Raw genomic sequence first — 26,957 nt, forward strand, 5'->3', positions numbered from 1 at the left:
AGCCGCAAGCCTGGTTCTGACCAAGGTAGTGTTCCGTCATCCAGTGGACCTTGTGTCGATATGGCGGCTTCACAGCCCGGTTGTAATAGCGCCTTGTCCGGTTATCCCCTCTCCAATGTTAAGGATTCAAATCGCGCCCATTATGTTCTAGAATGCCGCGTTTTTTCCGGGAGAGGAGAGTCTGCATGAGCAAGTTCGTGCCGTGCTATTTGATTGGGGGCCTCATTGCCATCAGTTGGGCCGCCTTGCCTGCCCATGGCCCCTGGGATCAGTGGGATCTTGCCGTCTTTCATCTGGTCAATGGCTGGCTGGGCCAGTCTTCGTTGTGGGCCGATGTGGTGGCCGTGACCAATAATCGTCTGTTTGACCTGCTCGTATTGGGCTGCATGGGGCTCATCCTGGCGATGTGCTTCTTCCGTTCTGAGGATGGAGATCGTCGTCGCCTTGTCGCCATGGGGATCGTCATGTTGTTGGGGGCCCTGGTTATCAACCAGTTTGGTCACCTGCTGCCGGTCAGTCGTCCCAGTCCGACCCTGACCGTTGCGGATGCACTGCGAGTCACCCAGCTCAGCGCGATCCCGACCAAGGATTCCTCCAGCGACAGCTTTCCCGGCGATCATGCCCTGTTTTTGATGATCTTTGCCGGTTTCGCCCTGCGTTATCTGCCACGCTGGGCAGGTGTGCTGGCCATCTTGATGGTGCCGCTGTTCTCGGCGCCCCGTATTTTGTCTGGTGCCCACTGGCTGACGGATGTCTATGTTGGCGCCTTGGGGCTGACTCTGATCTGTCTGCCCTTGTTGTTGCTGACGGGGCTGTCGGATGCGCTGATCGGCTGGCTTGCCTCCCGGCTGCCTCTTGGGCCACGACGGCGCAGTACCGGGCATCCGTCCGATTAATATCAAAAAAAGAAGGTCGGTTTACACCGGCCTTCTTTTTGGCTACTGCCCATCGATGACTGTGGTCGTCGCGAAATGACCATGACTACCACCGATGGCCCCAGGCCTGCTGGCCCTCATGGATAAGTATTAGCAGAGTCATTCGAACGCGCTTGCCCCAGCTTTATCCAGACAATCGTTTGCATGGGGGCGTGATTGATTCTGGTCAGGACTTTTAATTTCCGCTGCCTTAGAATCGCCGGCCCTTGCAGGAGAGGTCGGTATGCTAATTAATCTTTTACGCCTGATATTCATCGTCTGTGCCCTGGCGTTCGTTTTCATGCTGGTACGGGCCTGGTGGCATAAACGGCAGCAGGGCTCACTGGAGCCAACCCCGTTCTGGCCGGTGGCCGCCATCGGATTTGTTGCCAATTTTCTCGATACCCTGGGGGTTGGCAGCTTTGCCGTGAAGACAGCCTGTTTCAAGCAGTTCAAGTTGATCGACGATCGGCTGCTACCCGGTACCCTCAATGGCCAGTGCGTGCTGCCGACGGTTGCCCAGTCCCTCATCTTTATCGGTGTGGTCAAGGTGGACCCGATCACGCTCATCAGCATGATGGTGGCAGCCGCCGCGGGGGCGGCCTGGGGGGCGCGTCATGTGGCTTCATTTGATCGTCAGACCATACGGCTGGTGATGGCTGTCTCTCTGCTGGTGGTGGCCGGCCTCATCTTTGCGGGCTTGCTGGGTCTGTTCCCCCTCGGTGGCGATGCCATGGGGCTGACAGGTTACAAGCTGGGAATTGCCCTGCTCGGCAATTTCATCTTCGGGGTCTTGATGAATGTGGGGATCGGGCTGTTCGCCCCCTGCATGACGCTCGTCTATCTGCTGGGGATGAACCCCATGGCGGCGTTTCCCATCATGATGGGATCCACCGCCGTGCTCAGCGTCTTCTCGGCGGGTACCTTCATTCGCAAGGGGGCCTTTGATGCCAGGGCCGTGCTGGCGGTGGCAATTTTTGGCCCCATCGGCGTGGTGCTGGCTGCCCTGCTGGTACAGTCCATGGACATGGAGATGTTGAAGTGGCTGGTGGCCTTTATCGTCATCTATACCTCCTGGACCATGTACGCCTCCTGGCGGGCAGAGCGACGCAAGGCTCAACCCCGGCTGGTGGAGATCGCAGGTTAGCCTGGACCAGTGCCGCCTCGGCTTTGGCCCCCAGAAACACATAGAGCCCCAGTGCCAGCAGCAGTCCCACGGCACATCCCATCACACCTACCGCAGGCCAGAGCAGTTCGCTCTGGCCAAGCGACCCTTTGAACAGCAGCAACAATCCCTCTATTGAGACCGCAATCAGGATGGCGGCGATAAAGCGGGTGATGGTGCGGCGAACGGCGCTGTGGCGAAAGATGTCCTTATGCAGCAGCACCTCCTCCTCCAGAATCGTCTTGCCCAGATCGAATACCGCCAGCGCCAGGGTCAGGAATATGATGGCGCTAAAGGCACCTAGCTGGTTCTGCTGCTCCCCGCACAGCAGCAGATAGAGCTGCTCCAATCCATGCCATATCAGGGTGGCGACGATGAGAAACAGCGCCATGCTCAGCACCACATAGACAGCCTTGAACCAGGGCATGGCGCGGCGCCGCTCACGATCGCCCATCAGCCAGGCAATCAGCTGATTGAGGCAAAGTGTCAGTTCCCGACCATGACCCTGCACAACCAGACGTAGCTGAGCCTGTGGCGCGGGTACGGGGGGAAGGATCCTCGCAGACTCACGGCTCTGGCCTATGGTCAGAATAAAGGGGTAGCCCTTTAGGGAATCACGGGGGGCGGTGAGCAGCCCCAGCAACAGGGGGGCCAGTTCGGTTTCGTATTCCTGATAGCGCCGCAGCACATCGATGGGGCTCATCTCTGCCATATGGACCTCAGTCAAGTGGGCTCCTGCTGAAGATGTGCAAATAGTGGGCCCGTTTTATGACAGGGATGGTATGGGATATTGCACCAGGGGATGACAAAACAGAGGGGGTAAGCAGATAGCTGCACCAGAAAGAGGCGCTGGGGGAAGTCAGACACATCAGATAGAGAAAAGGGCCCGCAAAGGGCCCTCTCGTTAATCTCTGGCTGGATTAACCCGCCAGTTTGGCGAAGCTGCGTTCGGCGGCGGCCAAGGTATGTTCGATCTCCTTGTCGCCGTGGGCCAGTGACAGGAAGCCTGCCTCGTAGGCACTCGGCGCCAGGTAAACACCCTCTTCCAGCATCAGATGATAGAAGCGCTTGAAACGTTCCATGTCGCAGCGGGTAACCTGCTCATAGCGGGTGATCTCCGGCTCGTCAGTAAAGAAGAAGCCGAACATGCCGCCCACATAGTTGATGGCGAGCGGGATGCCGTGCTTGGCGGCAGCGGCTTTCAGCCCCTCGGCAACCCGGGCAGTCTTGGTATTCAGCTGCTCATAGAGACCCGGCTCCAGCAGCAGATCCAGCATGGTCAGGCCTGCGGCCATGGCGACCGGGTTGCCGGAGAGAGTACCCGCCTGATAAACCGGACCGGTCGGGGCTATATGCTGCATCACCTTCTTCTTGCCGCCGAAAGCGCCAACCGGCATGCCAGCACCGATGATCTTGCCGAGAGTGGTAAGGTCCGGGTCTATGTTGTAGTAACCCTGAGCACCGCGCAGCGAGACACGGAAGCCGGTCATCACCTCGTCCAGGATCAACAGGGCACCGAACTCGTCGCAGATGGTGCGCAGCCCTTCCAGAAAACCGGGCACAGGCGGGATGCAGTTCATGTTGCCGGCGACCGGCTCGACTATGATGCAGGCGATATCGCAACCGTACTGGGTGAAGGCTTCGCGTACCGAATCGAGGTCGTTGAACACGCAGGTCAGGGTGTGTTTGGCAAAGTCGGCCGGCACGCCCGGGCTGTTGGGCTGACCCAGGGTGAGGGCGCCGGAGCCGGCCTTGACCAGCAGGGAATCGGCATGGCCGTGATAGCAGCCTTCAAACTTGACGATCTTGTCGCGACCCGTATAACCGCGAGCCAGCCGGATGGCGCTCATGGTTGCCTCAGTGCCGGAGTTCACCATCCGCACCTGCTCCATGGAAGGCACAATCTGGCGTACCTTCTCGGCCATCAGCACTTCGATCTCGGTGGGCGCACCATAGCTCAGACCCTTCTCCACTGCCTTGATGACGGCAGCCTTGATGGCCGGGTGGTTGTGACCGAGCAGCATGGGGCCCCAGGAGCCGATGTAGTCCACATAGGCCTGACCATCCACGTCATAGAGGTAGGCACCATCGGCGTGATCGATGAAGCGGGGTGTACCGCCGACCCCATTGAAGGCGCGGACCGGTGAGTTGACGCCACCCGGAATGGTCTGGCGGGCCTGTTCAAACAGCTGATCTGATTTTGACATGGATCATCCTTAATGGGATTTTGGTCGTCGCACAGGTGCAGGTGGCCTATTGCGGCTCGGCAGCCAGGGGGAGCTGGAGTATGCTTTGCGCTCTCGTTACCTGGCCCAGGCCTGCCCCGTGCTAAATGAAACGGGCCGACTATAGCAGAAAGGCTCTGTGCTGGGCAGCCGGGCTGTCTGCCAGGTGCTCCTCACCAGGCAGACAAATGTGGTCTTTCCAACATGGTGCAACAAGATGGCACAACAAGTTATCTCCTCTTCTGACGCTCCCTCTTATCCACGCAGCCCCGTCTTGCTGCGCATGATCCATCAAGACAAAATGCCACTGCTGGTGTTATTGCTGGCGGCCCTGGTCGGTACCTTGGCTGGGTTGGTGTGCGGACTGTTCGAGTCCGGTGTGCACTGGCTGGCCGAGCAGCGACTCGAGCTGCTGGCCGACCGTCCCTGGTGGCAGCTCGGCCTGCTCGGATTTGGCTTCAGCGCCTTGTTGGGCCTTGTCGGTTACTTTCTCACTCATGCCTTTGCTCCGGAAGCGGGCGGGTCAGGGATCCCTGAAATCGAAGGGGCCATGGATGATCTGCGTCCGGTACGCTGGTGGCGGGTGCTGCCGGTCAAGTTCTTCGGCGGCATCTGTACCCTGAGCTCCGGCATGGTGCTGGGACGGGAGGGACCCTCGGTGCAGATAGGTGGCAACCTTGGCAAGATGGTGGCGGATATCTGCCGGCTACCCAAGGAGCATGGTCATGCTTTGCTGGCCGCCGGTGCCGCGGGTGGTCTGGCCGCCGCTTTCAATGCACCGCTGGCCGGGATCCTGTTCGTGATGGAAGAGATGCGGCCGCAGTTTCGCTACTCCTTTCTGGCCATCAAGGCGGTGGGGATCTCCGCCATCATGGCAACCCTGATGCTGCAGAACATGAAAGGGCAGGGGGCGGTGATCACCTTGCCCCACTACGATGCTCCTGCACTGAAGGCGCTTTGGCTGTTCCTCTTTATGGGGGCTATCTTCGGGGTGCTTGGTTTTGTCTTCAACAAGCTGGTGCTGGCCTGCCAGGATGGCTATCTGGCACTGCACCAGAACAAGCGTCATCGCTTCGTGGCCATCGGCATGCTGGTGGCAGGGACCTTTGGCGTACTGTCGCTGTTTGCCCCCTCGGTGACAGGCGGAGGGACAGAGCTCATCCCCCATCTGATGGGCGGAGAGTATGCAATGGCGACCCTGTTCCTCATCTTCTCTGTACGGCTGGTGGCCACTCTTATCTGCTTCTGCTCTGGCGCCCCAGGTGGCGTGTTTGCCCCGACCCTGGCCCTTGGCACCCTGTTTGGTGTGGTGTTTGGTCATCTGTTTCATGCGGCTTTTCCGGAGCTTGGCATCGAACCCGGCGCCTTTGCCATCGCCGGCATGGGGGCCTTGTTTGCCGCCACTGTGCGTGCTCCCATCACGGGGATAGTGCTGGTGACCGAGATGACCGATAACTATCAGCTGATCCTGCCCATGATGATCACCACGGTCGGAGCAACTCTGGTGGCCCAGTGGCTGGGGGGGCGCCCTATCTATTCCCAGATCCTGGAGCGAACTTTACGGCTTGCTGCGCGTCAAAAGCGGGGAGACAGCGGCGCTACTGCCAGTTAACTCCTTGTATGTCAGCGCGAATCCGGTCGGGTCGCGTATAGTGAAGGGAGCATGGCCGCTGTATGGCGTAGTAACAAAAGAGGCCTTATGTCCCAGATATTGAAGTTGTTGACTGTGCTGTGCGTGGGGGCGCTCATCGGTTATTTCGTCGGTAATCGACAGGAGCTGGCCCAGAGTAGCCTCCTGACGGTGCAGCAAGAAACCCTGGAGCGTCAGGGCAAGGCGATAGGTCAGCTCAAGAGCGACCTTGCCATCAAGGAGACCCTGCTGGCCACACAGAGGGCCGCGTTCGAGCAATTGCAAAAGACGCTCAAGGAGCAGGAAGCCCAGGTGCAGGAGCAGAAGCGCCAGTTGGCCTTCTTCGAGCGGATCATGCGACCCACGGGTGAACAGGTAGGGGTGGTGATCGATAACCTCACATTGCAGGAGACCAGCATCCCCGGCCGTTATCACTACCGCTTGGCGCTGACCCAGCCGGCCAAGAAGCGGGAGCTGTTTCGCGGCCAGGTACAGATAAAGGTAGAGGGCAGCCTGGGTGACAAACCAAAGACCCTCGGTAGCCGTGAGCTTGGCATGAAAGTGGGGGAGGGGCGCTATGCCTTGCGTTACTTCCAGCTGCTGGAGGGCAACTGGCAGCTGCCGGAAGGCTTTATACCGGACCGGGTGCGTGTCACTATTGGCAAAGAGGGCAGACAGCCGGCCCAGGAGCTGCTGGCCGAATGGGGTGACCTGATCAAGCCCTTGGTGGTTGCTCCGCCTGCTGCGCAGTAAGAAGATTGGTGAATACTTGAACTAAACAGTCGGGTATTAGATAATTTCGCGGTTTCCATGTTTGTGGATTTAACGGTTGTGAGGTCAGTAATGAGTGCAGTAGCAGAAGCCCCGTTGCCAATCCAGATGACGGATGCGGCAGCCAACAAGGTGAAGAACCTGATCACCGAAGAAGAAAATCCCGAGCTCAAGCTGCGGGTGTACATCACGGGTGGTGGCTGCTCCGGTTTCCAGTACGGTTTCACCTTTGATGAGAAGATCAATGAAGGGGACACTGTGGTCGAGAAGAGTGGCGTCACCATGGTGATCGATCCCATGAGCCTGCAATATCTGGTAGGCGGCAGCGTGGACTACACCGAAGGCCTGGAAGGTTCCCGCTTCACCGTGACCAACCCCAATGCCAGCACGACCTGTGGCTGTGGTTCCAGTTTCTCCATCTGATGTGTCGTAACAGCGCGATTGAAGGGCCCAACAGGGCCCTTTTCTATTTATCCCTCTCTGCCTTCCTATATAAAGTGTCGCATCCTCATAAAGGCATCAACGGAGTTCTTGGCCTGTAAAAGGGGGACGGAGCTTCTTCTGAAGCACATAAATGGATGCATCTTGCACGATCTGGCTATTGATTAAACACTTGAACGTCTTCCTCAATAAAACACAGTGTTTTTGCTTGCCAGAAAGATTCAGCTCCCTATAATGCGCCCCTACCAGCACGGCGGAACACGCCAACCTGATGAGCCAGCTTCCTTGCGAAGCCGGCGCCGAAAGAAAAGCGAAAACAACCGCTTGACTTTCGAAGTGAGGAGCGTAATGTGCGCCTCCTCAGCGCGACAAGCGTGACGCTCTTTAACAATTTGAATCAAGCAATCTGTGTGGGCACTCACAGCATCGAACATCAAACAATTTTGTTGATTTTCAATGTCTGGTGAAGTGACCAAAACGATTTCTTAGCAATAAGAAGTCGAGCAGTTTATTTCAGCAATTCATTGAGCCGCTGAAGTTCATTGCCTCGGTAATGAATGAACGCAAACCAAACTTAAATTGAAGAGTTTGATCATGGCTCAGATTGAACGCTGGCGGCAGGCCTAACACATGCAAGTCGAGCGGCAGCGGGAAAGTAGCTTGCTACTTTTGCCGGCGAGCGGCGGACGGGTGAGTAATGCCTGGGGATCTGCCCAGTCGAGGGGGATAACNCAGAAGTAGATAGCTTAACCTTCGGGAGGGCGTTTACCACGGTGTGATTCATGACTGGGGTGAAGTCGTAACAAGGTAACCCTAGGGGAACCTGGGGTTGGATCACCTCCTTACCTTAAGATGTCGACGTTGTTGAGTGTTCACACAGATTGCCTTGATTCAAAGTAGTTAGAGCAAAGACCTGATGCGCAAGCGTCAGTGCTTATCTGGCTTAGGTCAGATGAGAGAAGCCCTGTCATTGGGTTTTGGGATGTGAATAATGGCGCTCGGCCTCGCAGGCTCAGCACTCGCCATTACCCAAAATCTGCACTGCTAACGCAGCGCAAAGATGATTTTGGGTCCCCTTCGTCTAGAGGCCTAGGACACCGCCCTTTCACGGCGGTAACAGGGGTTCGAATCCCCTAGGGGACGCCACTTCTCTTCTTGCTAACAAGAATGCAGACATAAGCATGTAATGTTTATGTCTGTTTTCTTCGGCCTTGAGCCGTTGCAAACATGCTCTTTAACAATCTGGAAAGCTGATTTAAAAAGTAGTTCTCAAACATTTGTTACAAGTGCTTTGGAAACTTCTTGGCGAAAACCAAAATTTATTTTGGTCACCTTCCTTCGGGAAGACAGTTGTGTGGCGGCCATAGCGCCGTGGAACCACCTGATCCCATGCCGAACTCAGAAGTGAAACGCGGTAGCGCCGATGGTAGTGTGGCATTCGCCATGCGAGAGTAGGACACTGCCAGGCACCCAACACGAAAACCCCGCTCATCGAGCGGGGTTTTTTATTATTTGAAATTTGAGTCTTTGGCACTCATCGCCATGTGATAGCCCCCTTACGAGACTTTCGCTCGATTCCCTCCCCGTATCTTGTCTTGTCCCGCATTTTTTGCATCGTTTCGCTCGAAACTCATCCATTTATCCCACTGGTTGGATATAAAAAACACAGAATGTGATGCCTCTACCTTTCTTGCGATGCCCGCTCTGCTTTAATTCGTCTGCTCACGTTCGATGGGCCAAGGAATCACAATAATTTGAGGAATGGACACATGTTCAAAAGAACAGTAACGATGATGCTGGCGGCGGGAACCCTGGTATTAGGCGGTTGCGCATCCCATGGTGGTGCAGAACAGGCGGCAGACAATAGCGATTTCGGTGGCAAGTCCATCTACCTGCGTGGGGAGATGAACGACTGGATGGCAACCGATGCGAGCAAGGTGGTCAAGGTCGCTGACAAGCTTTACATGGCCAAAGGCACGCTCAAGAAAGAGTGGGCTCCCTACAAGTTCAAGTTTGCTGACTCGGGCTGGAGCTGTGGCACCAACTTCGGTTACAAGAGCCCGAGTGATGGTGTCGCCGTGCTGGGTGGGGAAGCCGTGCCGGTCAACCCCTGCTCCAAGTACGAGGATATGAAGTTCTCGCCGGATGCGGATGGGGTTTACGAGTTCTATCTGAATATGGCTGGCGAGACGCCGAGCGTGTACGTCAAGAAACCCTGAGTGCTTTCTGATCGCTAAATCTTTCAGGAAATGAATCAGTTAAATGCCTCGGCCCAGAAACCTGCTGGCCGGGGCATTTTTTTAGGATAGAATCGGCGCCCTCATGGCAGTGGGTTTACTATATATTGTGTTATTTTTTATAAATGTCACTATTGGTTGTGTTTTTTCGCTGTCATGACGTTGATGCATTCACATAAGGTTGATTGAAAATGGCTAAATCCAACCCGGTGCTGGAGAGTGAACTCGGCTCCCGCCTCATCCCCTTGCAGGAAACGTCCCTCGAGATCTGGGACAGCAAGTATCGTCTCAAGAGCAAGGATGGGGCCCCCATAGATGGCTCCATCGACGAGACCTACCAGCGGGTTGCCCGCGCCCTGGCCCAGCAGGAGTTGGAGCCTGATGCCTGGTATGAACCCTTCCTGTGGGCGCTGCGCAATGGGGCCATTCCGGCGGGCCGCATCACCTCCAATGCGGGGGCGTTTGAGCACAAGCCTGCAACTTCAACCATCAACTGCACTGTCTCCGGTACCATTGAAGATTCGATGGACGATATCCTCGGCAAGGTGCACGAGGCTGGCCTGACCCTGAAAGCCGGGTGCGGTATCGGCTATGACTTCTCGACCCTGCGCCCGCGTGGTGCCTTTGTCTCCGGTGCCGGTGCCTACACCTCCGGCCCACTCTCCTTCATGGATATTTATGACAAGATGTGTTTCACCGTCTCGTCAGCCGGTGGCCGTCGCGGCGCCCAGATGGGCACCATGGATATCCGTCACCCCGATGTGATCGAGTTTATTCAGGCCAAGCGTGAAGATGGTCGTCTGCGCCAGTTCAACCTCTCCCTGCTCATCACCGAAGATTTCGTCAAGGCGGTGAAGGAGGATGCTCCCTGGTCGCTGATCTTCCCCTACACGGCCAAAGAGGTGGAACAGGACGGTATTGCGCTGGACGATCCCGAAGTGGTGTTCTGGGCCGACTGGCCCAACAAGGAAGGGGTCGTGTTCAACGAGTTGGGGCAGGTGGCCTGCAAGGTCTACAAGACCATGCCTGCCCGCAAGCTGTGGAATGTCATCATGACCTCCACCTATGACTATGCAGAGCCCGGCTTCATTCTGATCGACAAGGTCAACCAGATGAACAACAACTGGTTCTGTGAAGAGATCCGCGCGACCAACCCCTGCGGTGAGCAGCCCTTGCCCCCCTACGGTGCCTGCCTGCTGGGGTCGGTCAATCTGACCCGGTTTGTGCGCGCCCCCTTCACCGAGCAAGCTGCTTTCGACTGGCAGGGGTTTCGCAAGGTGGTGGCCATCTTCACCCGCATGCTGGACAACGTGGTGGAGATCAACCAGCTGCCATTGCCCAAGCAGCGCGAGGAGATCACAGCCAAACGCCGTCACGGCATGGGCTTCCTCGGCCTTGGCTCGACCCTCACCATGCTGCAGATAAAATACGGCTCAGCGGCTTCCGTCGCCTTCACCGAGCAGGTATCCCAGGAGCTGGCCATGACTGGCTGGCAGGAGTCCCTGCGCCTGGCGAAAGAGAAGGGCCCGGCCCCTATCATGGAGCAGGAGTTCGAGGTAACCGGCAAGATGCTGCGCCTGCGCCCCGAAATGGCGGCCGATGGCATCAAGCTGGGCGACAAGGTGAAGGGCAAGGTGCTGCATGCGCGCTACAGCCGCTATATGCAGCAGGTGGCCGAGGTAGATCCCGCCCTGGTGGCCGAGCTGGCCGAGGTGGGGGGGCGTTTCACCCACCACAGCAGCATAGCGCCAACCGGCACCATCTCATTGTCGTTGGCCAACAACGCCAGCAATGGTATCGAGCCGAGCTTTGCCCATCACTACAGCCGCAACGTCATCAAGCCGGGCAAAAAGAGCAAGGAGAGCGTGGATGTCTACTCGTTCGAGCTGCTCGCCTACCGCGAGTTGGTCAACGCCGGAGCCATGCCTTACTCGGAGGATGACGCCAGCCGCCTGCCGGACTACTTCATCACGGCCGACGACATCAGCCCGGCCCAGCACGTAGACATTCAGGCGGCGGCCCAGCGCTGGATTGATTCCTCCATCTCCAAGACGGCCAACGTGCCGACCGATTTCCCGTTCGAGCAGTTCAAGGACATCTACATGTATGCCTCGGACTCGGGGCTCAAGGGCTGCACCACCTTCCGCTTCAACCCTGAGGCCTTCCAGGGCGTGCTGGTGAAGGAGAAGGATCTGGAGAACACTCAGTACGAGTTCACCCTGGAGGATGGTTCCGTCATCTCCGTCAAGGGGAACGAAGAGATCGAATACGATGGCGAGCTGCACACTGCCGCCAACCTCTATGACGCCTTGAAAGAAGGCTATTACGGTAAATTCTGAGAACAGATTATGGTCAAGAAGATCGACAAGAAAATCGTCGCCTACAAGGTGAAAACCCGGGATGAGCCGCAGGAAGATCTGGCTCCTCAGGATGACGTGGTGCACATGCACGAGACGGTGCTGCGCCCGGAGCGGTTGATGGGCACCACCTACAAGCTGAAGACGCCGGAGCATGTCTCCGAGCACTCGCTGTTCATCACCATCAACGACATCATTCTCAACGAGGGCACGGTTCACGAGACCCGCCGCCCGTTTGAGATCTTCATCAACTCCAAGAGCCTGGAACACTATCAGTGGATAGTGGCGCTGACCCGCATCATCTCGGCGGTGTTTCGCAAGGGCGGGGATGTCACCTTCCTGGTGGAGGAGCTGAGATCCGTGTTCGATCCCAAGGGCGGCTATTGGAACAAGGGCAAGTATGTTCCCTCCCTTATCGCCGAAATTGGCAACGTGATCGAGACCCATCTCACCGAGATCGGCATGATCAAGCTGCCGGGGCTGGATGAGCATCAGCAGGCATTTCTGGCCGAGAAACAGGCTGAATTGCAGCTCCCACAGCAGGCCGGCAGTGGTTTCCCGGTCAGTGCGGCACTCTGCTACAAGTGCAATACCAAGGCGCTGGTGCAAAAGGATGGCTGCATGACCTGTCTCAACTGCGGTGACTCCAAGTGTGGTTGACAAGCCACTGAGCACTTGAACAAGACCGGCCACAGTGCCTAATGCCGATCAGTTAAGGATCCATTGACCGATCCTGCTGATGTGTAAAAATCCGAAACCTATTGATTGGTTTCGGATTTTTTATGCGTATCGAACAGGCCCTCGACTTCCTTCACGCCAGCAATGCTGCCCAGTTTGAGTCACTCTCCGACCTCATTCCCAACGAGCTCATCACCACTCTGCTCGCCGAAGAGGGCGTCGCTACCCTGCGCCGTCGCCGCATGCCCNGGCAGTTTGTGCTGCCGGCACGAAGGGAACGAAGTTACCCCCGCTGCGTGAAGCCAAGGCCACAGAAATACAGTGTAAAAAAAGCCAATAAAAACAATGCCAGTCAGGCTTAACTGACTGGCATTAGGCCACAGTGCCGGTCTTTTTATTGCTGCTTTTCTGTTCGAACGATCCTGCCGCTCAAGCGATTTGTTGCGCGATAGTAAAATCGGGCGTAGCGTTGGGGGTAATAAAAATGTCACGCTCGTGTGGTTTCAATGACATCTGAGATTCACACACGTGGCACCTTCAGTGCCAAGGAGGATGCTTATGGACAATACGGACCGAAAGCTGTTTATCCTGGATACCAACGTTCTGCTTCACGAACCCCTCGCCATCTACTCCTTCAAAGAGCACGACGTGCTCATCCCCATGACGGTGCTGGAAGAGCTCGACAACATCAAGGATCGCCACAAGGATGTCAGCCGCGACGCGCGGGTGGCCATTCGTGCGCTGGAAGACGTGTTCCGCGATGCAACGCCGGAGCAAATCACCCTGGGCGTACCGCTGGCGGGTGAGGCGAGCGGCAATATCTGTATCTTCAGTGACCACCATCTGCCCCAGGATGCCGAGGTGTTCACCGACAAGGAGGCGGACAACCGCATCATCAACGCGGCCCTCTATCTGCAAAAGCATGAGATGAAACGCCAGGTGGTGCTGGTGACCAAGGACATCAACATGCGCCTCAAGGCCAAGGGGGCCGGGTTGGCGCACGTCGAGGACTATCGCAGCGACCAGCTGATCGACGATATCCGTCTGCTGGCCAAAGGCTTTCAGGTGGTGCCCGGCAGCTTCTGGGAGCGGGTCGGCGAGTGTGACAGCGAGACCCATGGCCGCGATACCGTCCATGTGATCGACTCGAACTTGCTGGAAGGGGTACACGTCAACCAGTACTTGCTCGACGAGGAGAACTTCTTCGCCGCCCGGGTATTGAGCAACGATGGCCACAAGATCCGCATCAAGGATCTGGGCCGCGAGCGACTGATGTCACGCAAGGCCTGGGGTGTCCATCCCAAGAACGTCTATCAGGGCATGGCGCTGGATGCCCTGCTCGATCCGCACATCGATCTGGTGATCCTGACCGGCCCGGCCGGTTGCGGCAAGACCTTGCTGGCCATGGCTGCCGCACTGGAGCTGGTGATTGAGAAGGGGATTTACGAGAAAGTCATCGTCACCCGCAATACCCCGGAGATTGCCGAGAGCATCGGCTTCCTGCCCGGCACCGAAGAAGAGAAGATGATGCCCTGGCTGGCGGCGGTGACAGATACCCTGGAGGTGCTGCACAAGCAGGACGAGAACATGAGTGGCTCGCTGAGCTACATCATGGAGAAGGCCAACATCCAGTTCAAATCGGTCAACTTCATGCGCGGGCGCAGTATCCAGAACACCTTCGTGCTGCTGGACGAGTGCCAGAACCTGACCGCGTCCCAGATCAAGACCATCATCACCCGTTGCGGCGAGGGGACCAAGATCGTCTGCTCCGGCAACTTGGCCCAGATCGACTCCAACTACCTGAGCCCGGTGACCTCGGGTCTGACCTACATAGTCGAGCGTTTCAAGGATTTCGATGGCAGTGCCAACATCTTCCTGAACGGGGTGGTGCGCAGCAAGCTCGCCTCCTTCGCCGAGGAAAATCTCTGATTTAACTCACTATCTTCATATGAAAAAGGGGAAGCCACTTGGCTTCCCCTTTTTTGATCCCGTCACCGGTTCAGTGTCCCGGGGTCATTGCCCAAGGTAGCGCAGCAGGCCGGGATGATCGCTGTTTTGCAGTATATCGGGTGTGCCCTGCAGGGCGATGCGGCCCTCGTCGACAAACAGCACCTGATCGGCGATGAGCTGGGCATCCTCCGGGTTGTGAGAGACCATCAGCACTGTGATGGCCTGCTCGCAGGCGAGTCTGGCCACCTCCGCCAGCATCTCCCGGCGCAGGGCGGGATCGAGCGCCGAGAAAGGTTCATCCAGCAGCAGCAAGGGCTTGCCACGCACCAGGGCGCGCGCCAGCCCGACCCGCTGTTGCTGGCCGCCGGAGAGCTGCTCCGGCAGCCGCGCCAGCATGTCGCCAAGGCTGACCCGCTCTGCGGCCTGTTTCACCTGCGCCTGCTGAGCCGGGCTCAAACGCAGGCCAGGGTGCAGGCCGATGGCGATATTGTCGAACACCGACAGGTGCAGGAAGAGGTTGTGATCCTGAAACAGGGTAGTGACCGGCCGCTCGGCAGGCCCCAGTGGCAGCAGATCTTCGCCGTCGAAGCTGAGGGTGCCGGACTCCACCGGCACGAAACCGGCGATCATGCCGAGCAGGGTTGACTTGCCCGCCCCGCTTGGCCCTATCAGCGCGGTGATCTCTCCCTTGGGCAGGGTCGCGCTGAAGCTGACTCGCCAATCGGGGTAGCTGGTGACCAGCCCATCAATGTTCAGCATTTTTTCCTCCAAGCCCGCGTTCTACCAGCCAGAACAGGGAAAAACAGAGCGTGAGCAGCAGCAGGGCGGTGGCGGCCGCCTCAGTCAGCCGGTAACTGCCGAGCTGCTGATAGAGCAGCCAGGGCAATGTGGTGAGCTCCTGGCTGCCAAACATGGCGATGGCGCCGAGATCCCCGAGCGACAGTATCATCGAGAGCGCCATGGCCAGTGCCAGCGGGCGGCGCAGCAGGGGCCACTCCACCAGCCGCAGGCGATGCAGCCCGCGCACCCCCAGGCTGTCGGCCAGTCTATCGTACTGGCGCACCACCAGCTGCATGGGGGCTGAGAGGGTGCGCAGCACATAGGGCAGCGCCATCAGAGCGTTGACCAGTACCACCAGCCAGGGGCCGAGGGCAAAGACATCGGTAAAAGGCATAAACATGATGAAGAGGCCAGTGGAGAGCACCACCGCCGGTATCATCAGGATCATGGATCCACTGGCTTCCCACAGAGCTGCGGCACGCCGCTGACGGGTGCGTACCTTGAGGTGACGGCTGGTGAGCAGCAGGCCGCTGCCGAGCAGGGTGGCCAGGGTACCCGCCGCCAGCGCGATCAGCAGCGACTGGCCGCTGGCCTGCCACAGCTGCGCCGAGGCCAGCGCCGTCAGCAGGCCGGGATTGAAACCGGCCACCAGGATTGCCAGCAGAGGCGGCAGGAAGATGGCGAGCCCGGTGCAGAGCGCCACGGCATCCACCAGCACTGTCCCCGGTTGATGGCGATCCGGTCGAAGACAGGGGCGATGGCTGCTGATCCGGCTGGCCGGTGTGGTCTGCAGCTTGTGTTGCAGCAGGAGCAGGGTGGCGGTCAGGATCAGCTGCACCAGCGCCAGGCCGCCGGCGGTGGCGAGGTCGAAATCAAAGCGCAGCGCCTGATAGACGGCCACCTCCAGTGTGGTGGACCTGGGTCCACCCCCCAGCGCCAGCACTGTGGTGAAGCTGGTGAAACAGAGCATGAAGATGAGGCTGGCAAGCCCCGGCAGTATGCCGCGAATGAGCGGCCACTCCAACAGCCGGAAGATGTGGGAGGAGCGCATGCCCAGCTGACTGGCGAGACGCCAGCTCGATTCGGGGATGCTCTCTATGCTCTGCAGCATGAGGCGCGCCGCCAGCGGCATGTTGAAGAAGACGTGGGCCAGCAGTATGCCAAACAGGCCGTACAGGTAGTTGCCGGGATCCAGGCCCAGGCCGCGCAGCAGCTGTGACAGCCAACCCTGTTTGCCGTGAACCGCCACTATGCCGAAGATGGCGATGATGACCGGCAGCACCAGGGAGAGCCCAAACAGCTTGAGCAACAGGCGTCGACCGATGAAGCGGCGCCGCGCCAGCGCTCTTGCCACCGGAATGGCGATACCTAAGCTCAGCAGGGTGGAGAGCAGCGCCTGCCCCAGGCTGAAGCCCAGCACATGGCGCAGATAGGGATCGGCCAGCAGGGTGCGGGGGGCCAGCGAACCGGCCTGCCACAGCAGGGCGACGAGCGGCCCCAGGGACAACAGCAGGATCAACAGGGTGGCTGCGCTACCCGGCAGCCACCAGAGGGGACGAACGCTGGTGCTCACTGGGTGACGGCTTGCAGCCACTCGCGGATCCAGTTCTTGCGATTGGCGGCCACCTCATTGCTGGTGAAACTCAGCGGCTTGCTGACTGTGATCATCTGCTCGAAGCCCTTGGGCAGCGGCGCATCTGTTACCGGATACATCCAGTTGCCGGCAGGGATCTCCTGCTGGAAGGCGGGGCTTATCATGAACTGCAGAAACTGGTCGGCCAGCTTGCCCTGTTTGGCGCTTTTCAGCTTGGCGGCCACTTCCACCTGACGGTAGTGCCCCTCTTCGAAGGCGGCGGCCTGATACTGGGGCTTGTTCTCGGCAATCAGGTGATAGGCGGGGGAGCTGGTGTAGGAGAGCACCATGTCCGCTTCCCCATCGAGGAACATGCCATAGGCTTCGGACCAGCCCTTGGTGACTGTGACCGTCTTATTGGCAAGCTGGGTCCAGGCGGCAGGCGCCTGATCGCCATAGACGGACTTCATCCACAGCATCAGCCCCTGACCCGGGGTAGAGGTGCGGGGATCCTGATAGATCACCTTGAGATCCTGGCGTTCTACCAGCTCTTTCAGGCTCTTGGGGGGCGCTTTAAGTTTGTCCTTGTTGTAGACGAAGGCGAAGTAGCCGTAGTCATAGGGGACGAAGGTGTCATCCTGCCAGCCGCCCGGCACCTTGATGCCATCTAGCCTGGTGGTGTGCGGGGCGAACAGGCCGCTCTGCTTGGCTTCGCTCAACAGGGCATCGTCCAGCCCCAGCACCAGATCGGCCTTGCTGTGCCTGCCTTCCAGCCGCAGCCGGTTGAGGATGGCGACGCCATCTTCCAGCGCTACGAGATTGAGGTTGCAACCGCACTCTTTCTCGAACGCCTGCTTGATCTTGGGACCGGGTCCCCACTCGGCGGTGAAGGAGCTGTAGGTATAAACGGTGAGGGTGTCAGCCGCGAAGGCCTGGGTACTGAGCAGGCTGGTGGCAACCAGCAGCAGGATTTTCATCAAGCGGCACTCCCTGTTAGTAGTGAAGTGCCAACTGAGGAAATGTCATCAATGGCACTTCTTGCTATGAGTCATGAGGTGCCAGCGGATGAGAGCGCAAAAAATGAGCGCCATGCCTCAAATTCCTCCGCCAGCATTATCTGGATCAGGTTCACGGGTATAATCTCAGCGGTAAACCGCACCCCGTTTGAGAAACGAACCGCATTGTATTAACGTTCTTGGGGGGAGGCCAGCACAATTGTTCCTGCGGGCCATCGAGATGGCTTCGGCATAACAGAGGATGTTCGCGTGATCACCAGTACCAAGGAAAGACGCGCCTTCCAGCGCATGATAATCAACGCCCCCGTCACCGTCTTTCAGCAACAGCAAGTGCTGGAGGGGGTCTGTCGGGATCTCAGCGCCAATGGCATGGGGATCGCCGTCGCCGAGCATCAGCTCGATGTCAGCCAGCCCATCCGGGTCAGTCTGGCCACCAACAACAACCTGTTGCCGCCGTTCGAGGCCCAGGCCCGCATCATTCGGGTGCTGGAGGAGGAGGACGGCCTGCTGCTCGCCATCGAGTTTCAATCCCAGGCCTGAACCGGCTGAAGACGCCATTGCCTGTTATCGACCAGCGCTTGCTGGTCGATGCTATTTAGCCCCCAGTTAAATACTTGGGCTGCCCACTTGGCCGCTTGTTATCGACTTTTACCCGAGTGACCCGCCCCGTGTTTATTCCCTGGCTTGAACTGGCTGAACGTTCAGTTGCTTGCTATCGATCAGCGTCTTGCTGGTCGATGCTATTTGCCCCATCGCAAACTGGCCCGGGCCGGTCGGTTCCAGCAACAGATAGCTTTCGCCTTCCCACATCAATGTCTCATCGCCCGGTTTGGCTGGCAGGGCGACGCCCAGCAGAGCATGCCCCGGCACGAACACCATGGCCTGTTTCAGTTCGGGAAAGAGCTGGGCCAGCATGGCCGCCATCAGGGTAACCTTGCTGTCGCAATCCCCCCGGTTCTGCTCCAACACCTGACGGGGGCTCAAGAAGCCCTTGCCCGAGCGCCCTGACTGGCTGTCGAGCAGCTGATAGGGGATGGCCTGGATGAAGTCGAGCATATGGGCCACCGTCTTCTGGCGAGCCTCCGTCTCGGTAGCGCCCTCCTGCTTGAGCTGTTCGGCCAGCGGGGCCAGCTCGGCCCGGCTTTCCAGCGCGATGCGTACATGATCCTGCTTGATGGCTGGGCCGCCGTCGGGCGGGGTGAAGGGCTGGAAGTAGTGCTGCATGAGCCATTGTGCCTCCAGCTTGCTGCGCTGGAGGGTGGCCCAGGCCAGAGCCTCCCGGGCTTTGTCCTGATTGCGGCTCTTCAGGTGCAGCTTCATATCGGGGCGGGAGAGGGTGAATTGCACCTCGGGAAATTCGGTGCTGGCTTGTTGCAGCAGGCTCTGCAACACGTCCTCCTGCATACGGGCAGGGCGATAGGCGATGAGCGGCGGCAACTTGCCAGCGTCCAGGCGATAGCTGAGCTGCTGGGCTTTGCCCTCCTTGTCTTGCCAGCCGACATTGAGTTGACCGCCGTTGCTGTTGAAATAGGTCTGCCCGGCACTAGCCGAAAGCGTGAACAACAAGCTGAACAGCAGGGGGATAGCCGTCGGTCTCTTCATCATCCTTTCCTGTCGGTGGTGTCGTGATAGCCCGCTATCGGCGCCCATGGCGGCGGGATAATAAAACAGGGAGCCAAGGCTCCCTGTTGATTCTACTCGCTTTCTTTTTGATGGCCGCGTCTTGTTACAAGGGGATGCGATCAGTTCAGATCCAGCTTGGCTGCTTTGCTTCGAAGGCGCTGATGGTGGCCTCGTGCTGCAGGGTCAGACCGATGGCATCCAGCCCGTTGAGCAGGCAATAGCGACGAAACTCGTCGATCTCGAAACCAAAGCTGAGCTCGCCGGCACGCACCTGATTGGCTTCCAGATCTACCTCGATTTCGATGCCCGGCTGTGTGGCAACCAGCTGGAACAGGAGATCCACCTCCTCTTCTTTCAACCGCACCGGTACCAGACCGTTGTTGATGGCGTTGCCATAGAAGATATCGGCAAAGCTTGAGGCGATCAGGGTTTTGAAGCCGTAATCCGCCAGCGCCCAGGGGGCGTGCTCACGGCTCGAACCACAGCCGAAGTTTTCCCGGGCCAGCAAGATGCTGGCACCGGCATAGCGAGGCTGGTTGAGCACGAACTCGGGATTGGGCTGCTGGCCCGCATCATCGAGAAAGCGCCAGTCGTGGAACAGGTGCTTGCCAAAACCGATGCGGTTGACCTTCTGCAAAAACTGCTTGGGAATGATGGCGTCGGTGTCGACGTTGGCGCTGTCGAGGGGAACGGCGATCCCTTTATGTTGTTTGAATCCTGTCATCGCTATTTCCTCTTACAGTGCGCGAATGTCGGCAAAGCGACCGGTGACGGCGGCGGCGGCGGCCATGGCCGGGCTCACCAGATGGGTGCGGCCGGCACGGCCCTGACGCCCTTCGAAGTTGCGGTTGCTGGTGGAGGCGCAGCGCTCCCCCGGTTGCAGCCGGTCGTTGTTCATGGCCAGGCACATGGAACAGCCGGGCAGACGCCATTCAAAACCTGCCTCGAGGAAGATCTTGTCCAGACCCTCGGCTTCGGCCTGGGCCTTCACCTGTTCGGAGCCCGGCACCACCAGCGCTTGTACGCCAGCGGCCACCTTGCGGCCACGGGCGATGGCGGCGGCGGCACGCAGATCCTCGATGCGGCTGTTGGTACAGGAACCGATGAACACCTTGTCGATGGCGACATCGGTGAGCTTCTGGCCCGGTTGCAGGTCCATGTAGGCGAGCGCCTTGCGGGCGGATTGCTGCTCCATCAGATCGCTGAAGGATTCCGGTGCCGGGATCGGTTCATTGACGGCAATCACCTGACCCGGGTTGGTACCCCAGGTGACCTGCGGGGCGATATCGGCGGCGTCGAGGATCACTTCGGCATCGAAGTGGGCGCCCTGGTCGCTCTTGAGGCTCAGCCAGTAGGCGATGGCCTGATCCAGTGATTCACCCTTGGGGGCGAACTCCTTGCCACGGATGTAGTCGAGGGTGGTCTGGTCGGGGGCTATCATGCCCGCCTTGGCGCCCAGCTCGATGGCCATGTTGCACACCGTCATCCGCCCTTCCATGGAGAGGCCCGCAATGGCCTCGCCAGCGAATTCCACCACGTAGCCGGTACCACCGGCATGGCCAACCCGGCCTATGATGGCCAGCACCACGTCCTTGGCGCTGATGCCCTCCGCCAGCTTGCCGTTGACCGAAATGCGCATTGTCTTGGCGCGGCCCTGTTTCAGGGTCTGGGTGGCCATCACATGTTCCACTTCCGAGGTGCCGATGCCGAAGGCCAGGGAACCGAAGGCGCCGTGGGTGGCGGTGTGGGAGTCGCCGCAGACGATGGTGGTGCCGGGCAATGTGATGCCGAGCTCGGGGCCCATCACATGGACGATCCCCTGATATTTGTGGTTGAGATCGTAGAGGCGAACCCCGAACTCCTTGCAGTTGTCGGCGAGCGTCTCCATCTGGATGCGGGCCATCTCGCCGGAGGCGGCTATGTCCTTGGTGGTGGTGGAGACGTTGTGATCCATGGTGGCCCAGGTCAGGTCCGGGCGGCGCAGCGGGCGGTTCATGGCGCGCAGGCCATCGAATGCCTGCGGGCTGGTCACTTCGTGCACCAGGTGGCGGTCGATATAGATGAGCGGGGTTTCGCCGTCCACTTCGCGTACCACGTGGGCGTCGAATACTTTCTGATAAAGGGTTTTGGCCATTGCTCTGTATTCCTTGTTATGTGCTGGGTGGCTCAGATCCGTGCGGCGATCTGGGTGCCCATGTCGGCGGTACTCTGCACCGGATGGCGAGCATCTGCCTGATGCAGGTCGGCGGTGAAGTATCCCTCTGCCAATGTCTGGGCTACGGCCTGCTCGATGGCTTGAGCTGCGGCTTCTTGTCCCAGGCTGTAGCGCAGCATCAGGGCGGCGGAGAGGATCTGGGCGATGGGATTGGCGATGCCTTTGCCGGCGATATCGGGGGCCGAGCCACCGGCCGGTTCGAACAGGCCAAAACCGGATTCGTTCAGGCTGGCTGAAGGGAGCAGCCCCATGGAGCCGGTGATCATGGCGCACTCGTCGGAGAGGATGTCGCCAAACAGGTTGGAGCAGAGCAGCACGTCGAACTGGGACGGATCCTTGATGAGCTGCATGGTGGCGTTGTCTATGTACATGTGGTTGAGGGCCACGTCCGGGTAGGACTTGGCGACTTGCGTCACCACCTCGCGCCACAGAATGGAGGAGGCGAGCACGTTGGCCTTGTCGATGGAGGTGACCTTGGCTTTGCGAACACGGGCCGATTCAAACGCTATCCTGGCGATGCGTTCAATCTCGAAGCGGTGATACACCTCGGTGTCGAATGCTTTCTCATTCGCCCCTTCACCTTCACGCCCCTTTGGCTGGCCGAAGTAGATGCCGCCGGTGAGCTCGCGCACGCAGGCGATGTCAAAACCACGATCCGAGATGTCGGCGCGCAGCGGGGAGAATTGCTCAAGACCTGTGTAGATGCGGGCAGGGCGCAGGTTGCAGAACAGCTTGAAGTGGGCACGCAGGGGCAGCAGGGCGCCGCGCTCGGGTTGATCGTTGGGGGCCAGGTGCTCCCACTTGGGACCGCCCACCGAGCCAAACAGCACGGCATCGGCCGCCTCACAGCCCTTGATGGTACTTTGTGGCAGCGGGGTGCCATGGTTGTCGATGGCGATGCCACCCACGTCATGGCGATCATACTCGAGGGAGAAGCCAAACTTGGCCTGCACTTTTTCCAGCACCTTGACGGCCTCGGCCATCACTTCCGGGCCAATGCCGTCACCCGGCAACACTGCGATCCGATAACTGCTCATACTCATACACTCTCCGTATTGATCTTGTCTGTTTTTGTGACGTTGCGTTCCATCTGTTCGGCCACCTGATCGGCGCGCCAGATGCTGTTGATCACGTGGATCAACGCCTGGGCAGAGGACTCTATGATATCGGTAGCCAGGCCCATGCCGTGGAATTTTCGTCCCTTGTATTCGGCGACTATGTCGACCTGGCCGAGGGCATTCTTGCCCTCACCCTTGGCTTTGAGGGCGTATTTGTCGATGCCGATCTCGTAGCCGGTGATGCGGTTGATGCACTGGTAGACCGCATCCACAGGACCATTGCCGGTAGCCGCTTCGCAGACCAGATCCTGCCCGACCTTCAATTTGACCGAGGCGGTGGCCAGTACCGAACTGCCGCTTTGTACACCCAGATACTCCAGCTTGAAGTGCTCCGGCTCTTCGTGGATTTGGCTGAAGAAGGCCAGCGCCTCCAGGTCGTAGTCGAATACTTGCCCCTTCTTGTCGGCCAGGGTCAGGAACTTGCCGTAGAGGTGGTCGAGATCGTAGCTGCTCTCGGCATAGCCCATGGACTCCATTCTGTGCTTGATGACGTGACGGCCGGAGCGGGAGGTCATGTTGAGGTTGTTCTGGGGCAGGCCAATGCTCTCGGGGGTGATGATTTCATAGGTGTTCTTCGCCTTGAGCACGCCGTCCTGATGGATGCCTGAGCTGTGGGAGAAGGCGTTGGCCCCGACGATGGCCTTGTTCGGCTGCACCGGCATGTTGCACAGCTGGCTGACCAGGGCGCTGGTGCGATGAATTTCGCTGTGGCGGATGTTGGTATGGACCCCAAGCAGGTCGGCGCGGGTTTTCAGGATCATCGCGACCTCTTCCAGGGAGCAGTTGCCGGCCCGCTCGCCGATGCCGTTGATGGTGCACTCGATCTGGCGGGCTCCCATCTGCACGGCGCCGATGGAGTTGGCCACCGACAGTCCCAGGTCATCGTGGCAGTGCACAGAGATGATGGCCTTGTCGATGTTGGGCACCCGGTTGAACAGGGTCTGGATGATACCGGAGAACTCGGTCGGAACCGTGTAGCCGACGGTATCCGGGATATTGATGGTGCGGGCGCCGGCCTTGATGGCCGCTTCCACCATGCGACAGAGATTATCAATCGGGGTGCGTCCTGCATCCTCGCAGGAGAACTCCACGTCGTCGGTGTAGCGCAAAGCGTGCTTGATGGCGCTGACTCCCATCTCCAGCACATCCTCGAAGCTCTTTTTCAGCTTGCTCTCGACGTGAATGGAGGAGGTGGAGATAAAGGTATGGATGCGAAAAGCTTCTGCGACCCGCAAGGCTTCACCGGCGGCGTCGATATCCTGGGGCAGGGCGCGGGCGAGGGCGCAGACCCGGCTGTTCTTGATGTGGCGGGCTATGGTCTGCACCGATTGAAAATCGCCGGGGGAGGAGACAGGGAATCCCACTTCCATGATGTCGACGCCGAGCCGCTCCAGCGCCTGGGCGATCTGCAGCTTCTCCTTGACGGTCAAACTGGCCGCCAGGGCCTGCTCACCATCGCGCAAGGTGGTGTCGAAAATGATGACCCGATCTGACATGTGACTTCCCTCTTCCTAAGTTCGGTAACGTGCATCCTGCGGCGGCATAAAAAAACCCGTGCAGGGTGCACGGGTTTTTGTAAATTCCGGCTATGCCTGAGCCCGGCTACAAGGATCCCGCGCGACTGGTCGCGATTAGGGAGAGTAGTAGTAGCGGAGCGGCAATATGCATGATGACTCAATCCTTCCAGTCGATAACGCTGTTACCAATATCGAGATTTTTATGCTGTGTCAACCCGGACTCACCGGTTCAATCCGCTGGTTTATTTAATCGGATTGTAAAGGAGTGCAAATTTACTTGTCCCATATTCGGCCCTTGCCCGATTATCTGGTCATTCCTGCTGTACTCGATCATCTATGCAATCAGATCGACTTATCAGTTTTTGCTGAATTATCTGAGGTATCCAATGGAAAAACGCAGACCTGGTCGTCCGGTCGGACGTTCTGACATTCGTGACAAGTTGCTCTGTGCCGCTCGTGAGCGTTTTCTCAATACGCCCTACAGCAAAGTCACTACCCGCGAGATCGCCGAGCTGGCCGGCTCCAATCTGGCGATGATCCATTATTACTTCGGCAGTAAAGAGGGTCTTTACAAGGCAGTGCTGGGCGATGTGGCCGAGCCGCTGGACCAGGCATGGCAAGACGAGATTGGCAACCGCAGCCTCAATGAGCTGCTCAATACCTACTATCAGGTGATGGCGCCCAACAGCGAACTCACTTCCGCCATCTCCAGCGCATTATCGACCGAGAAGAGTCCCGGGCGGGATTTTGTGCTGAATCGTCTGCTGGAACGTCAACTGCCCCAGTTTGATGCCTTGCTGGAGTCCATGAAGAGCAATGGCGAGCTGGGTGACAACCTGGATCCCGAGATGCTGAAGATCTCCTTTCTCAGCATGATGTGGCAGCCGTTCGTGATGAAGGATCTCTACGAGCAGGTGTTTGGTCTGACCGTGGATGAGCACTTCATGGCCCGTCTGGCGGATCACAACTGCCGGCTGATGGAAAACGGCCTGCGTGGCACCCTGAACTGATCATTTGCCTCGCTTGCGGTAAAAAAGGGCCATTCGGCCCTTTTTTCATAAATCTGTTATCCCTTGTTCAATTTAGTGTCACTCCATTGCCCTAGTCTGCACAGAGACTTCAGGGAAGGAGGGGTTATGAACAAGATCCAGCAATGGGACCTGCAGGTGTGCCGCATCTGCCTGCTCCACTCCTACAACCGGCCACAGGCCAGGATCAGTCGGCTCATCTCCCGCACCGGTGACGGGCCCCTCTACGCCGTACTGGCGACACTGCTCTGGTGGCAGGGTGAGGCGGAACGTGAACTGGTCGGGGTGGCTCTGCTCGCCTTTGCCATCGAATTACCGCTCTATCTGCTGCTCAAGAATGCGCTGAAACGTCAGCGGCCGGTGGGCTTGCCGGTTTTCATCACCCCCTCCGATCGTTACAGCTTGCCCTCCGGTCATACCGCCGCCGCCTTCCTGATGGCGACCGTACTGGCCGCCAGCTTCCCGCTCTGGGCGCCCTTGTTGTTTGTCTGGGCCGCGCTGGTGGGGGCATCGCGTCTGTTGCTCGGGGTACATTACCTGAGCGATCTGGTGGCCGGCGCCCTGCTCGGCGGTGGCTGCGCCCTGCTTGCGCTCAGCTGGCATCAGGGATGAGGATACTGTTTGGCGTGCAGGGTACCGGCAACGGTCATATCAGCCGCAGCCGTACCCTGGCTCGTGCACTGCGAGCGCAGGGGCTGGAGGTCGATTACCTGTTCAGCGGTCGCCCCGCCGATGGTTACTTCGAGATGGATGAGTTCGGCGACTACCGTACCTTTGCCGGCATCACCTTTGTCAGCCACGAGGGTGCCATTTCTGGCTGGCGTACCCTCAAGGGGCTCTCACCCCTGCGCTTCTGGCGGGATATGCGGGCCCTGGATTGCCGCGATTACGATCTGGTGATCAGCGATTTCGAACCGCTCAGTGCTCACGCGGCCCATCGCTGGGGCAAGCCCAGCCTCACCATCAGCCATCAGGCCAGTTTTGACTGGCCGATCCCGCGTTGGGGGGAGAGCGGCTTCAATCGCCAGCTGATGCGCCATTTTGCCCCGGTTCGCCAGTCCCTCGGACTGCACTGGTTTCACTTCGGTCAGCCACTGCTGCCCCCCATCATAGATCCCATCGTTGTACAGCCCGACAATCAGCAGATCCTGGTCTATCTGCCGTTTGAACAGACTGAAGCCATCGCCGCTCTCTTGTCGCGCTTCAATCAACAGCGTTTCGTCTGCTTTCACCCGGCCATTCGCAGCGCCAGCCAGTGGCGCAACATACGTTTCGAGCCGCAGGCACGGGAAGGATTCAAGCAGGTTCTGGCAGGTTGCCGCGGTGTCATTACCAACGGGGGATTTGAGCTGGCGTCGGAGGCGCTTTCCCTTGGCAAGAAGCTGCTGGTCAAGCCGCTGGGGGGGCAGTTCGAGCAACTGACCAACAGCAAGACGCTGGAGCTGATGGGGCTGGCCCACTTGATGGATGGACTGGATGCCAATGCGGTGCGCGCCTGGCTGGATGCGTCGGCTCCAGGCCAGATCCTCTACCCTGATGTGGCGGGCGAGCTGGCGAGCTGGCTTGCGAATGGGGCAGAGGAGAGCGTGGCACAGCTCTCGCGCCGACTGTGGGCTCGCACCCTGTTTCCGGAAGAGGTGTGTGATCGCTTGAGCGAGCTGGAAGGGGGCTGCGCATTAAACAGCACTTGGTTATCGCAAGTGAGCGCCTTTGACTAGA

23 protein-coding genes, 1 tRNA gene, 1 rRNA gene, 1 pseudogene, 1 riboswitch and 1 other annotated feature are annotated in these 26,957 nt (G+C 58.8%); of the genes and pseudogenes, 16 read left to right on the forward strand and 10 right to left on the reverse strand.

The window, feature by feature from the left end; genetic code table 11:
• The first annotated feature begins 185 nt into the window (after positions 1 to 185).
• Both AACX78_RS05725 and AACX78_RS05730 read left to right on the forward strand, forming a co-directional pair.
• Positions 186 to 896, forward strand: coding sequence for a phosphatase PAP2 family protein (locus AACX78_RS05725; protein ID WP_159165629.1), 711 nt, complete (start codon positions 186 to 188; stop codon positions 894 to 896).
• Positions 897 to 1,158: 262 nt separating this feature from the next.
• A complete protein-coding gene (locus AACX78_RS05730; RefSeq protein WP_058395893.1) occupies positions 1,159 to 2,061 on the forward strand; it encodes a sulfite exporter TauE/SafE family protein in 903 nt (300 codons plus the stop codon).
• On the opposite strand, the gene AACX78_RS05735 is transcribed toward AACX78_RS05730, so the two are convergent.
• Together AACX78_RS05735 and hemL are read right to left on the reverse strand one after the other, a co-directional pair.
• Positions 1,976 to 2,791 (reverse strand): hypothetical protein, encoded by an 816-nt coding sequence (locus AACX78_RS05735; protein ID WP_011898378.1) that lies wholly within the window; start codon positions 2,789 to 2,791, stop codon positions 1,976 to 1,978. The genes AACX78_RS05730 and AACX78_RS05735 overlap by 86 nt on opposite strands.
• Positions 2,792 to 2,999: 208 nt before the next feature.
• Complete coding sequence (gene hemL, locus AACX78_RS05740) at positions 3,000 to 4,286, reverse strand: glutamate-1-semialdehyde 2,1-aminomutase (RefSeq protein ID WP_159165630.1); 1,287 nt, start codon at positions 4,284 to 4,286, stop codon at positions 3,000 to 3,002.
• Between the two features lie 235 nt (positions 4,287 to 4,521).
• Between hemL and clcA the strand changes: the two genes are divergently transcribed.
• The 10 genes and pseudogenes from clcA (at position 4,522) to AACX78_RS05790 (ending at position 14,347) form a co-directional block, all read left to right on the forward strand.
• A complete protein-coding gene (clcA, locus tag AACX78_RS05745; RefSeq protein WP_159165631.1) occupies positions 4,522 to 5,916 on the forward strand; it encodes a H(+)/Cl(-) exchange transporter ClcA in 1,395 nt (464 codons plus the stop codon).
• 87 nt (positions 5,917 to 6,003) lie between these two features.
• Positions 6,004 to 6,687: a DUF6776 family protein gene (locus AACX78_RS05750; RefSeq protein WP_059169863.1), complete on the forward strand. Its 684-nt coding sequence runs from the start codon at positions 6,004 to 6,006 to the stop codon at positions 6,685 to 6,687.
• Positions 6,688 to 6,777: 90 nt separating this feature from the next.
• Entirely contained in the window at positions 6,778 to 7,128 is a 351-nt protein-coding gene (gene erpA, locus AACX78_RS05755; protein ID WP_005313135.1) for an iron-sulfur cluster insertion protein ErpA, read from the forward strand.
• Positions 7,129 to 7,722: 594 nt separating this feature from the next.
• Positions 7,723 to 7,991 (forward strand) — a sequence feature (16S ribosomal RNA rRNA prediction is too short).
• A gap of 225 nt (positions 7,992 to 8,216) precedes the next feature.
• Positions 8,217 to 8,292 (forward strand) — tRNA-Glu (locus AACX78_RS05760).
• A 207-nt stretch (positions 8,293 to 8,499) separates the two neighbouring features.
• Positions 8,500 to 8,614 (forward strand): 5S ribosomal RNA (gene rrf / locus AACX78_RS05765).
• A gap of 301 nt (positions 8,615 to 8,915) precedes the next feature.
• Positions 8,916 to 9,365 (forward strand): pullulanase, encoded by a 450-nt coding sequence (locus tag AACX78_RS05770; protein WP_034523914.1) that lies wholly within the window; start codon positions 8,916 to 8,918, stop codon positions 9,363 to 9,365.
• Between the two features lie 209 nt (positions 9,366 to 9,574).
• Positions 9,575 to 11,722 (forward strand): adenosylcobalamin-dependent ribonucleoside-diphosphate reductase, encoded by a 2,148-nt coding sequence (locus AACX78_RS05775; RefSeq protein WP_159165632.1) that lies wholly within the window; start codon positions 9,575 to 9,577, stop codon positions 11,720 to 11,722.
• Positions 11,723 to 11,731: 9 nt separating this feature from the next.
• Positions 11,732 to 12,400, forward strand: coding sequence for a TSCPD domain-containing protein (locus tag AACX78_RS05780; RefSeq protein ID WP_159165633.1), 669 nt, complete (start codon positions 11,732 to 11,734; stop codon positions 12,398 to 12,400).
• A gap of 122 nt (positions 12,401 to 12,522) precedes the next feature.
• Positions 12,523 to 12,672 (forward strand): annotated as a pseudogene (locus AACX78_RS05785) (transposase domain-containing protein); the annotation flags it as partial.
• Between the two features lie 304 nt (positions 12,673 to 12,976).
• Positions 12,977 to 14,347 (forward strand): PhoH family protein, encoded by a 1,371-nt coding sequence (locus AACX78_RS05790; protein ID WP_159165635.1) that lies wholly within the window; start codon positions 12,977 to 12,979, stop codon positions 14,345 to 14,347.
• An 84-nt stretch (positions 14,348 to 14,431) separates the two neighbouring features.
• On the opposite strand, the gene thiQ is transcribed toward AACX78_RS05790, so the two are convergent.
• The 3 genes from thiQ to thiB are packed head-to-tail and all read right to left on the reverse strand — an operon-like array spanning position 14,432 to position 17,698.
• Positions 14,432 to 15,127 carry a thiamine ABC transporter ATP-binding protein gene (gene thiQ, locus AACX78_RS05795; protein WP_159165636.1) on the reverse strand — a complete coding sequence of 232 codons (696 nt, stop codon included), beginning with the start codon at positions 15,125 to 15,127 and terminating at the stop codon, positions 14,432 to 14,434.
• Positions 15,114 to 16,721, reverse strand: coding sequence for a thiamine/thiamine pyrophosphate ABC transporter permease (gene thiP / locus AACX78_RS05800; protein ID WP_159167460.1), 1,608 nt, complete (start codon positions 16,719 to 16,721; stop codon positions 15,114 to 15,116). Before thiP ends, thiQ begins: the two co-directional genes overlap by 14 nt.
• Entirely contained in the window at positions 16,718 to 17,698 is a 981-nt protein-coding gene (gene thiB, locus AACX78_RS05805) for a thiamine ABC transporter substrate binding subunit (RefSeq protein ID WP_159165637.1), read from the reverse strand. The genes thiP and thiB overlap by 4 nt, the downstream gene beginning before the upstream one ends.
• A gap of 105 nt (positions 17,699 to 17,803) precedes the next feature.
• Positions 17,804 to 17,894: riboswitch (TPP riboswitch) on the reverse strand.
• A gap of 92 nt (positions 17,895 to 17,986) precedes the next feature.
• Here thiB and AACX78_RS05810 point away from each other — a divergent pair.
• Positions 17,987 to 18,277, forward strand: a complete 291-nt coding sequence (locus AACX78_RS05810) for a PilZ domain-containing protein (RefSeq protein ID WP_021139767.1) — start codon at positions 17,987 to 17,989, stop codon at positions 18,275 to 18,277.
• Between the two features lie 132 nt (positions 18,278 to 18,409).
• Here AACX78_RS05810 and AACX78_RS05815 read toward each other — a convergent pair whose 3' ends face one another.
• From AACX78_RS05815 to leuA, 5 genes are all read right to left on the reverse strand, one after another.
• Positions 18,410 to 19,339, reverse strand: coding sequence for a transglutaminase domain-containing protein (locus AACX78_RS05815; protein ID WP_159165638.1), 930 nt, complete (start codon positions 19,337 to 19,339; stop codon positions 18,410 to 18,412).
• Positions 19,340 to 19,484: 145 nt separating this feature from the next.
• Entirely contained in the window at positions 19,485 to 20,084 is a 600-nt protein-coding gene (gene leuD / locus AACX78_RS05820) for a 3-isopropylmalate dehydratase small subunit (protein WP_005311585.1), read from the reverse strand.
• 12 nt (positions 20,085 to 20,096) lie between these two features.
• Positions 20,097 to 21,494: a 3-isopropylmalate dehydratase large subunit gene (gene leuC / locus AACX78_RS05825; RefSeq protein ID WP_159165639.1), complete on the reverse strand. Its 1,398-nt coding sequence runs from the start codon at positions 21,492 to 21,494 to the stop codon at positions 20,097 to 20,099.
• 32 nt (positions 21,495 to 21,526) lie between these two features.
• Positions 21,527 to 22,612: a 3-isopropylmalate dehydrogenase gene (gene leuB, locus AACX78_RS05830; RefSeq protein WP_005311590.1), complete on the reverse strand. Its 1,086-nt coding sequence runs from the start codon at positions 22,610 to 22,612 to the stop codon at positions 21,527 to 21,529.
• Positions 22,613 to 22,614: 2 nt separating this feature from the next.
• Positions 22,615 to 24,189: a 2-isopropylmalate synthase gene (gene leuA, locus AACX78_RS05835; protein ID WP_159165640.1), complete on the reverse strand. Its 1,575-nt coding sequence runs from the start codon at positions 24,187 to 24,189 to the stop codon at positions 22,615 to 22,617.
• Between the two features lie 407 nt (positions 24,190 to 24,596).
• Here leuA and AACX78_RS05840 point away from each other — a divergent pair, with 407 nt between their 5' ends.
• From AACX78_RS05840 to AACX78_RS05850, 3 genes are all read left to right on the forward strand, one after another.
• Positions 24,597 to 25,220, forward strand: coding sequence for a TetR/AcrR family transcriptional regulator (locus tag AACX78_RS05840; protein ID WP_021139763.1), 624 nt, complete (start codon positions 24,597 to 24,599; stop codon positions 25,218 to 25,220).
• Between the two features lie 126 nt (positions 25,221 to 25,346).
• The gene (locus tag AACX78_RS05845; protein ID WP_021139762.1) at positions 25,347 to 25,850 is read left to right on the forward strand and encodes a phosphatase PAP2 family protein; all 504 of its coding nucleotides are present in this window, start codon (positions 25,347 to 25,349) and stop codon (positions 25,848 to 25,850) included.
• Positions 25,847 to 26,956, forward strand: coding sequence for an MJ1255/VC2487 family glycosyltransferase (locus AACX78_RS05850; protein ID WP_159165641.1), 1,110 nt, complete (start codon positions 25,847 to 25,849; stop codon positions 26,954 to 26,956). Before AACX78_RS05845 ends, AACX78_RS05850 begins: the two co-directional genes overlap by 4 nt.
• Position 26,957 lies beyond the last annotated feature (1 nt).

Origin of the sequence: Aeromonas sp. 9A (assembly GCF_963900955.1) — a bacterium.
Lineage (GTDB): Bacteria > Pseudomonadota > Gammaproteobacteria > Enterobacterales > Aeromonadaceae > Aeromonas > Aeromonas salmonicida.

Excerpts from the sequence above, each read along its gene's own strand:
- AACX78_RS05725 (WP_159165629.1), top strand. The coding sequence starts at position 186 with ATGAGCAAGTTCGTGCCGTGCTATTTGATTGGGGGCCTCATTGCCATC.
- AACX78_RS05730 (WP_058395893.1), top strand. The coding sequence starts at position 1,159 with ATGCTAATTAATCTTTTACGCCTGATATTCATCGTCTGTGCCCTGGCG.
- AACX78_RS05735 (WP_011898378.1), bottom strand. The coding sequence starts at position 2,791 with ATGGCAGAGATGAGCCCCATCGATGTGCTGCGGCGCTATCAGGAATAC.
- hemL (WP_159165630.1), bottom strand. The coding sequence starts at position 4,286 with ATGTCAAAATCAGATCAGCTGTTTGAACAGGCCCGCCAGACCATTCCG.
- clcA (WP_159165631.1), top strand. The coding sequence starts at position 4,522 with ATGGCACAACAAGTTATCTCCTCTTCTGACGCTCCCTCTTATCCACGC.
- AACX78_RS05750 (WP_059169863.1), top strand. The coding sequence starts at position 6,004 with ATGTCCCAGATATTGAAGTTGTTGACTGTGCTGTGCGTGGGGGCGCTC.
- erpA (WP_005313135.1), top strand. The coding sequence starts at position 6,778 with ATGAGTGCAGTAGCAGAAGCCCCGTTGCCAATCCAGATGACGGATGCG.
- AACX78_RS05770 (WP_034523914.1), top strand. The coding sequence starts at position 8,916 with ATGTTCAAAAGAACAGTAACGATGATGCTGGCGGCGGGAACCCTGGTA.
- AACX78_RS05775 (WP_159165632.1), top strand. The coding sequence starts at position 9,575 with ATGGCTAAATCCAACCCGGTGCTGGAGAGTGAACTCGGCTCCCGCCTC.
- AACX78_RS05780 (WP_159165633.1), top strand. The coding sequence starts at position 11,732 with ATGGTCAAGAAGATCGACAAGAAAATCGTCGCCTACAAGGTGAAAACC.
- AACX78_RS05790 (WP_159165635.1), top strand. The coding sequence starts at position 12,977 with ATGGACAATACGGACCGAAAGCTGTTTATCCTGGATACCAACGTTCTG.
- thiQ (WP_159165636.1), bottom strand. The coding sequence starts at position 15,127 with ATGCTGAACATTGATGGGCTGGTCACCAGCTACCCCGATTGGCGAGTC.
- thiB (WP_159165637.1), bottom strand. The coding sequence starts at position 17,698 with ATGAAAATCCTGCTGCTGGTTGCCACCAGCCTGCTCAGTACCCAGGCC.
- AACX78_RS05815 (WP_159165638.1), bottom strand. The coding sequence starts at position 19,339 with ATGAAGAGACCGACGGCTATCCCCCTGCTGTTCAGCTTGTTGTTCACG.
- leuD (WP_005311585.1), bottom strand. The coding sequence starts at position 20,084 with ATGACAGGATTCAAACAACATAAAGGGATCGCCGTTCCCCTCGACAGC.
- leuC (WP_159165639.1), bottom strand. The coding sequence starts at position 21,494 with ATGGCCAAAACCCTTTATCAGAAAGTATTCGACGCCCACGTGGTACGC.
- leuB (WP_005311590.1), bottom strand. The coding sequence starts at position 22,612 with ATGAGCAGTTATCGGATCGCAGTGTTGCCGGGTGACGGCATTGGCCCG.
- leuA (WP_159165640.1), bottom strand. The coding sequence starts at position 24,189 with ATGTCAGATCGGGTCATCATTTTCGACACCACCTTGCGCGATGGTGAG.
- AACX78_RS05840 (WP_021139763.1), top strand. The coding sequence starts at position 24,597 with ATGGAAAAACGCAGACCTGGTCGTCCGGTCGGACGTTCTGACATTCGT.
- AACX78_RS05845 (WP_021139762.1), top strand. The coding sequence starts at position 25,347 with ATGAACAAGATCCAGCAATGGGACCTGCAGGTGTGCCGCATCTGCCTG.
- AACX78_RS05850 (WP_159165641.1), top strand. The coding sequence starts at position 25,847 with ATGAGGATACTGTTTGGCGTGCAGGGTACCGGCAACGGTCATATCAGC.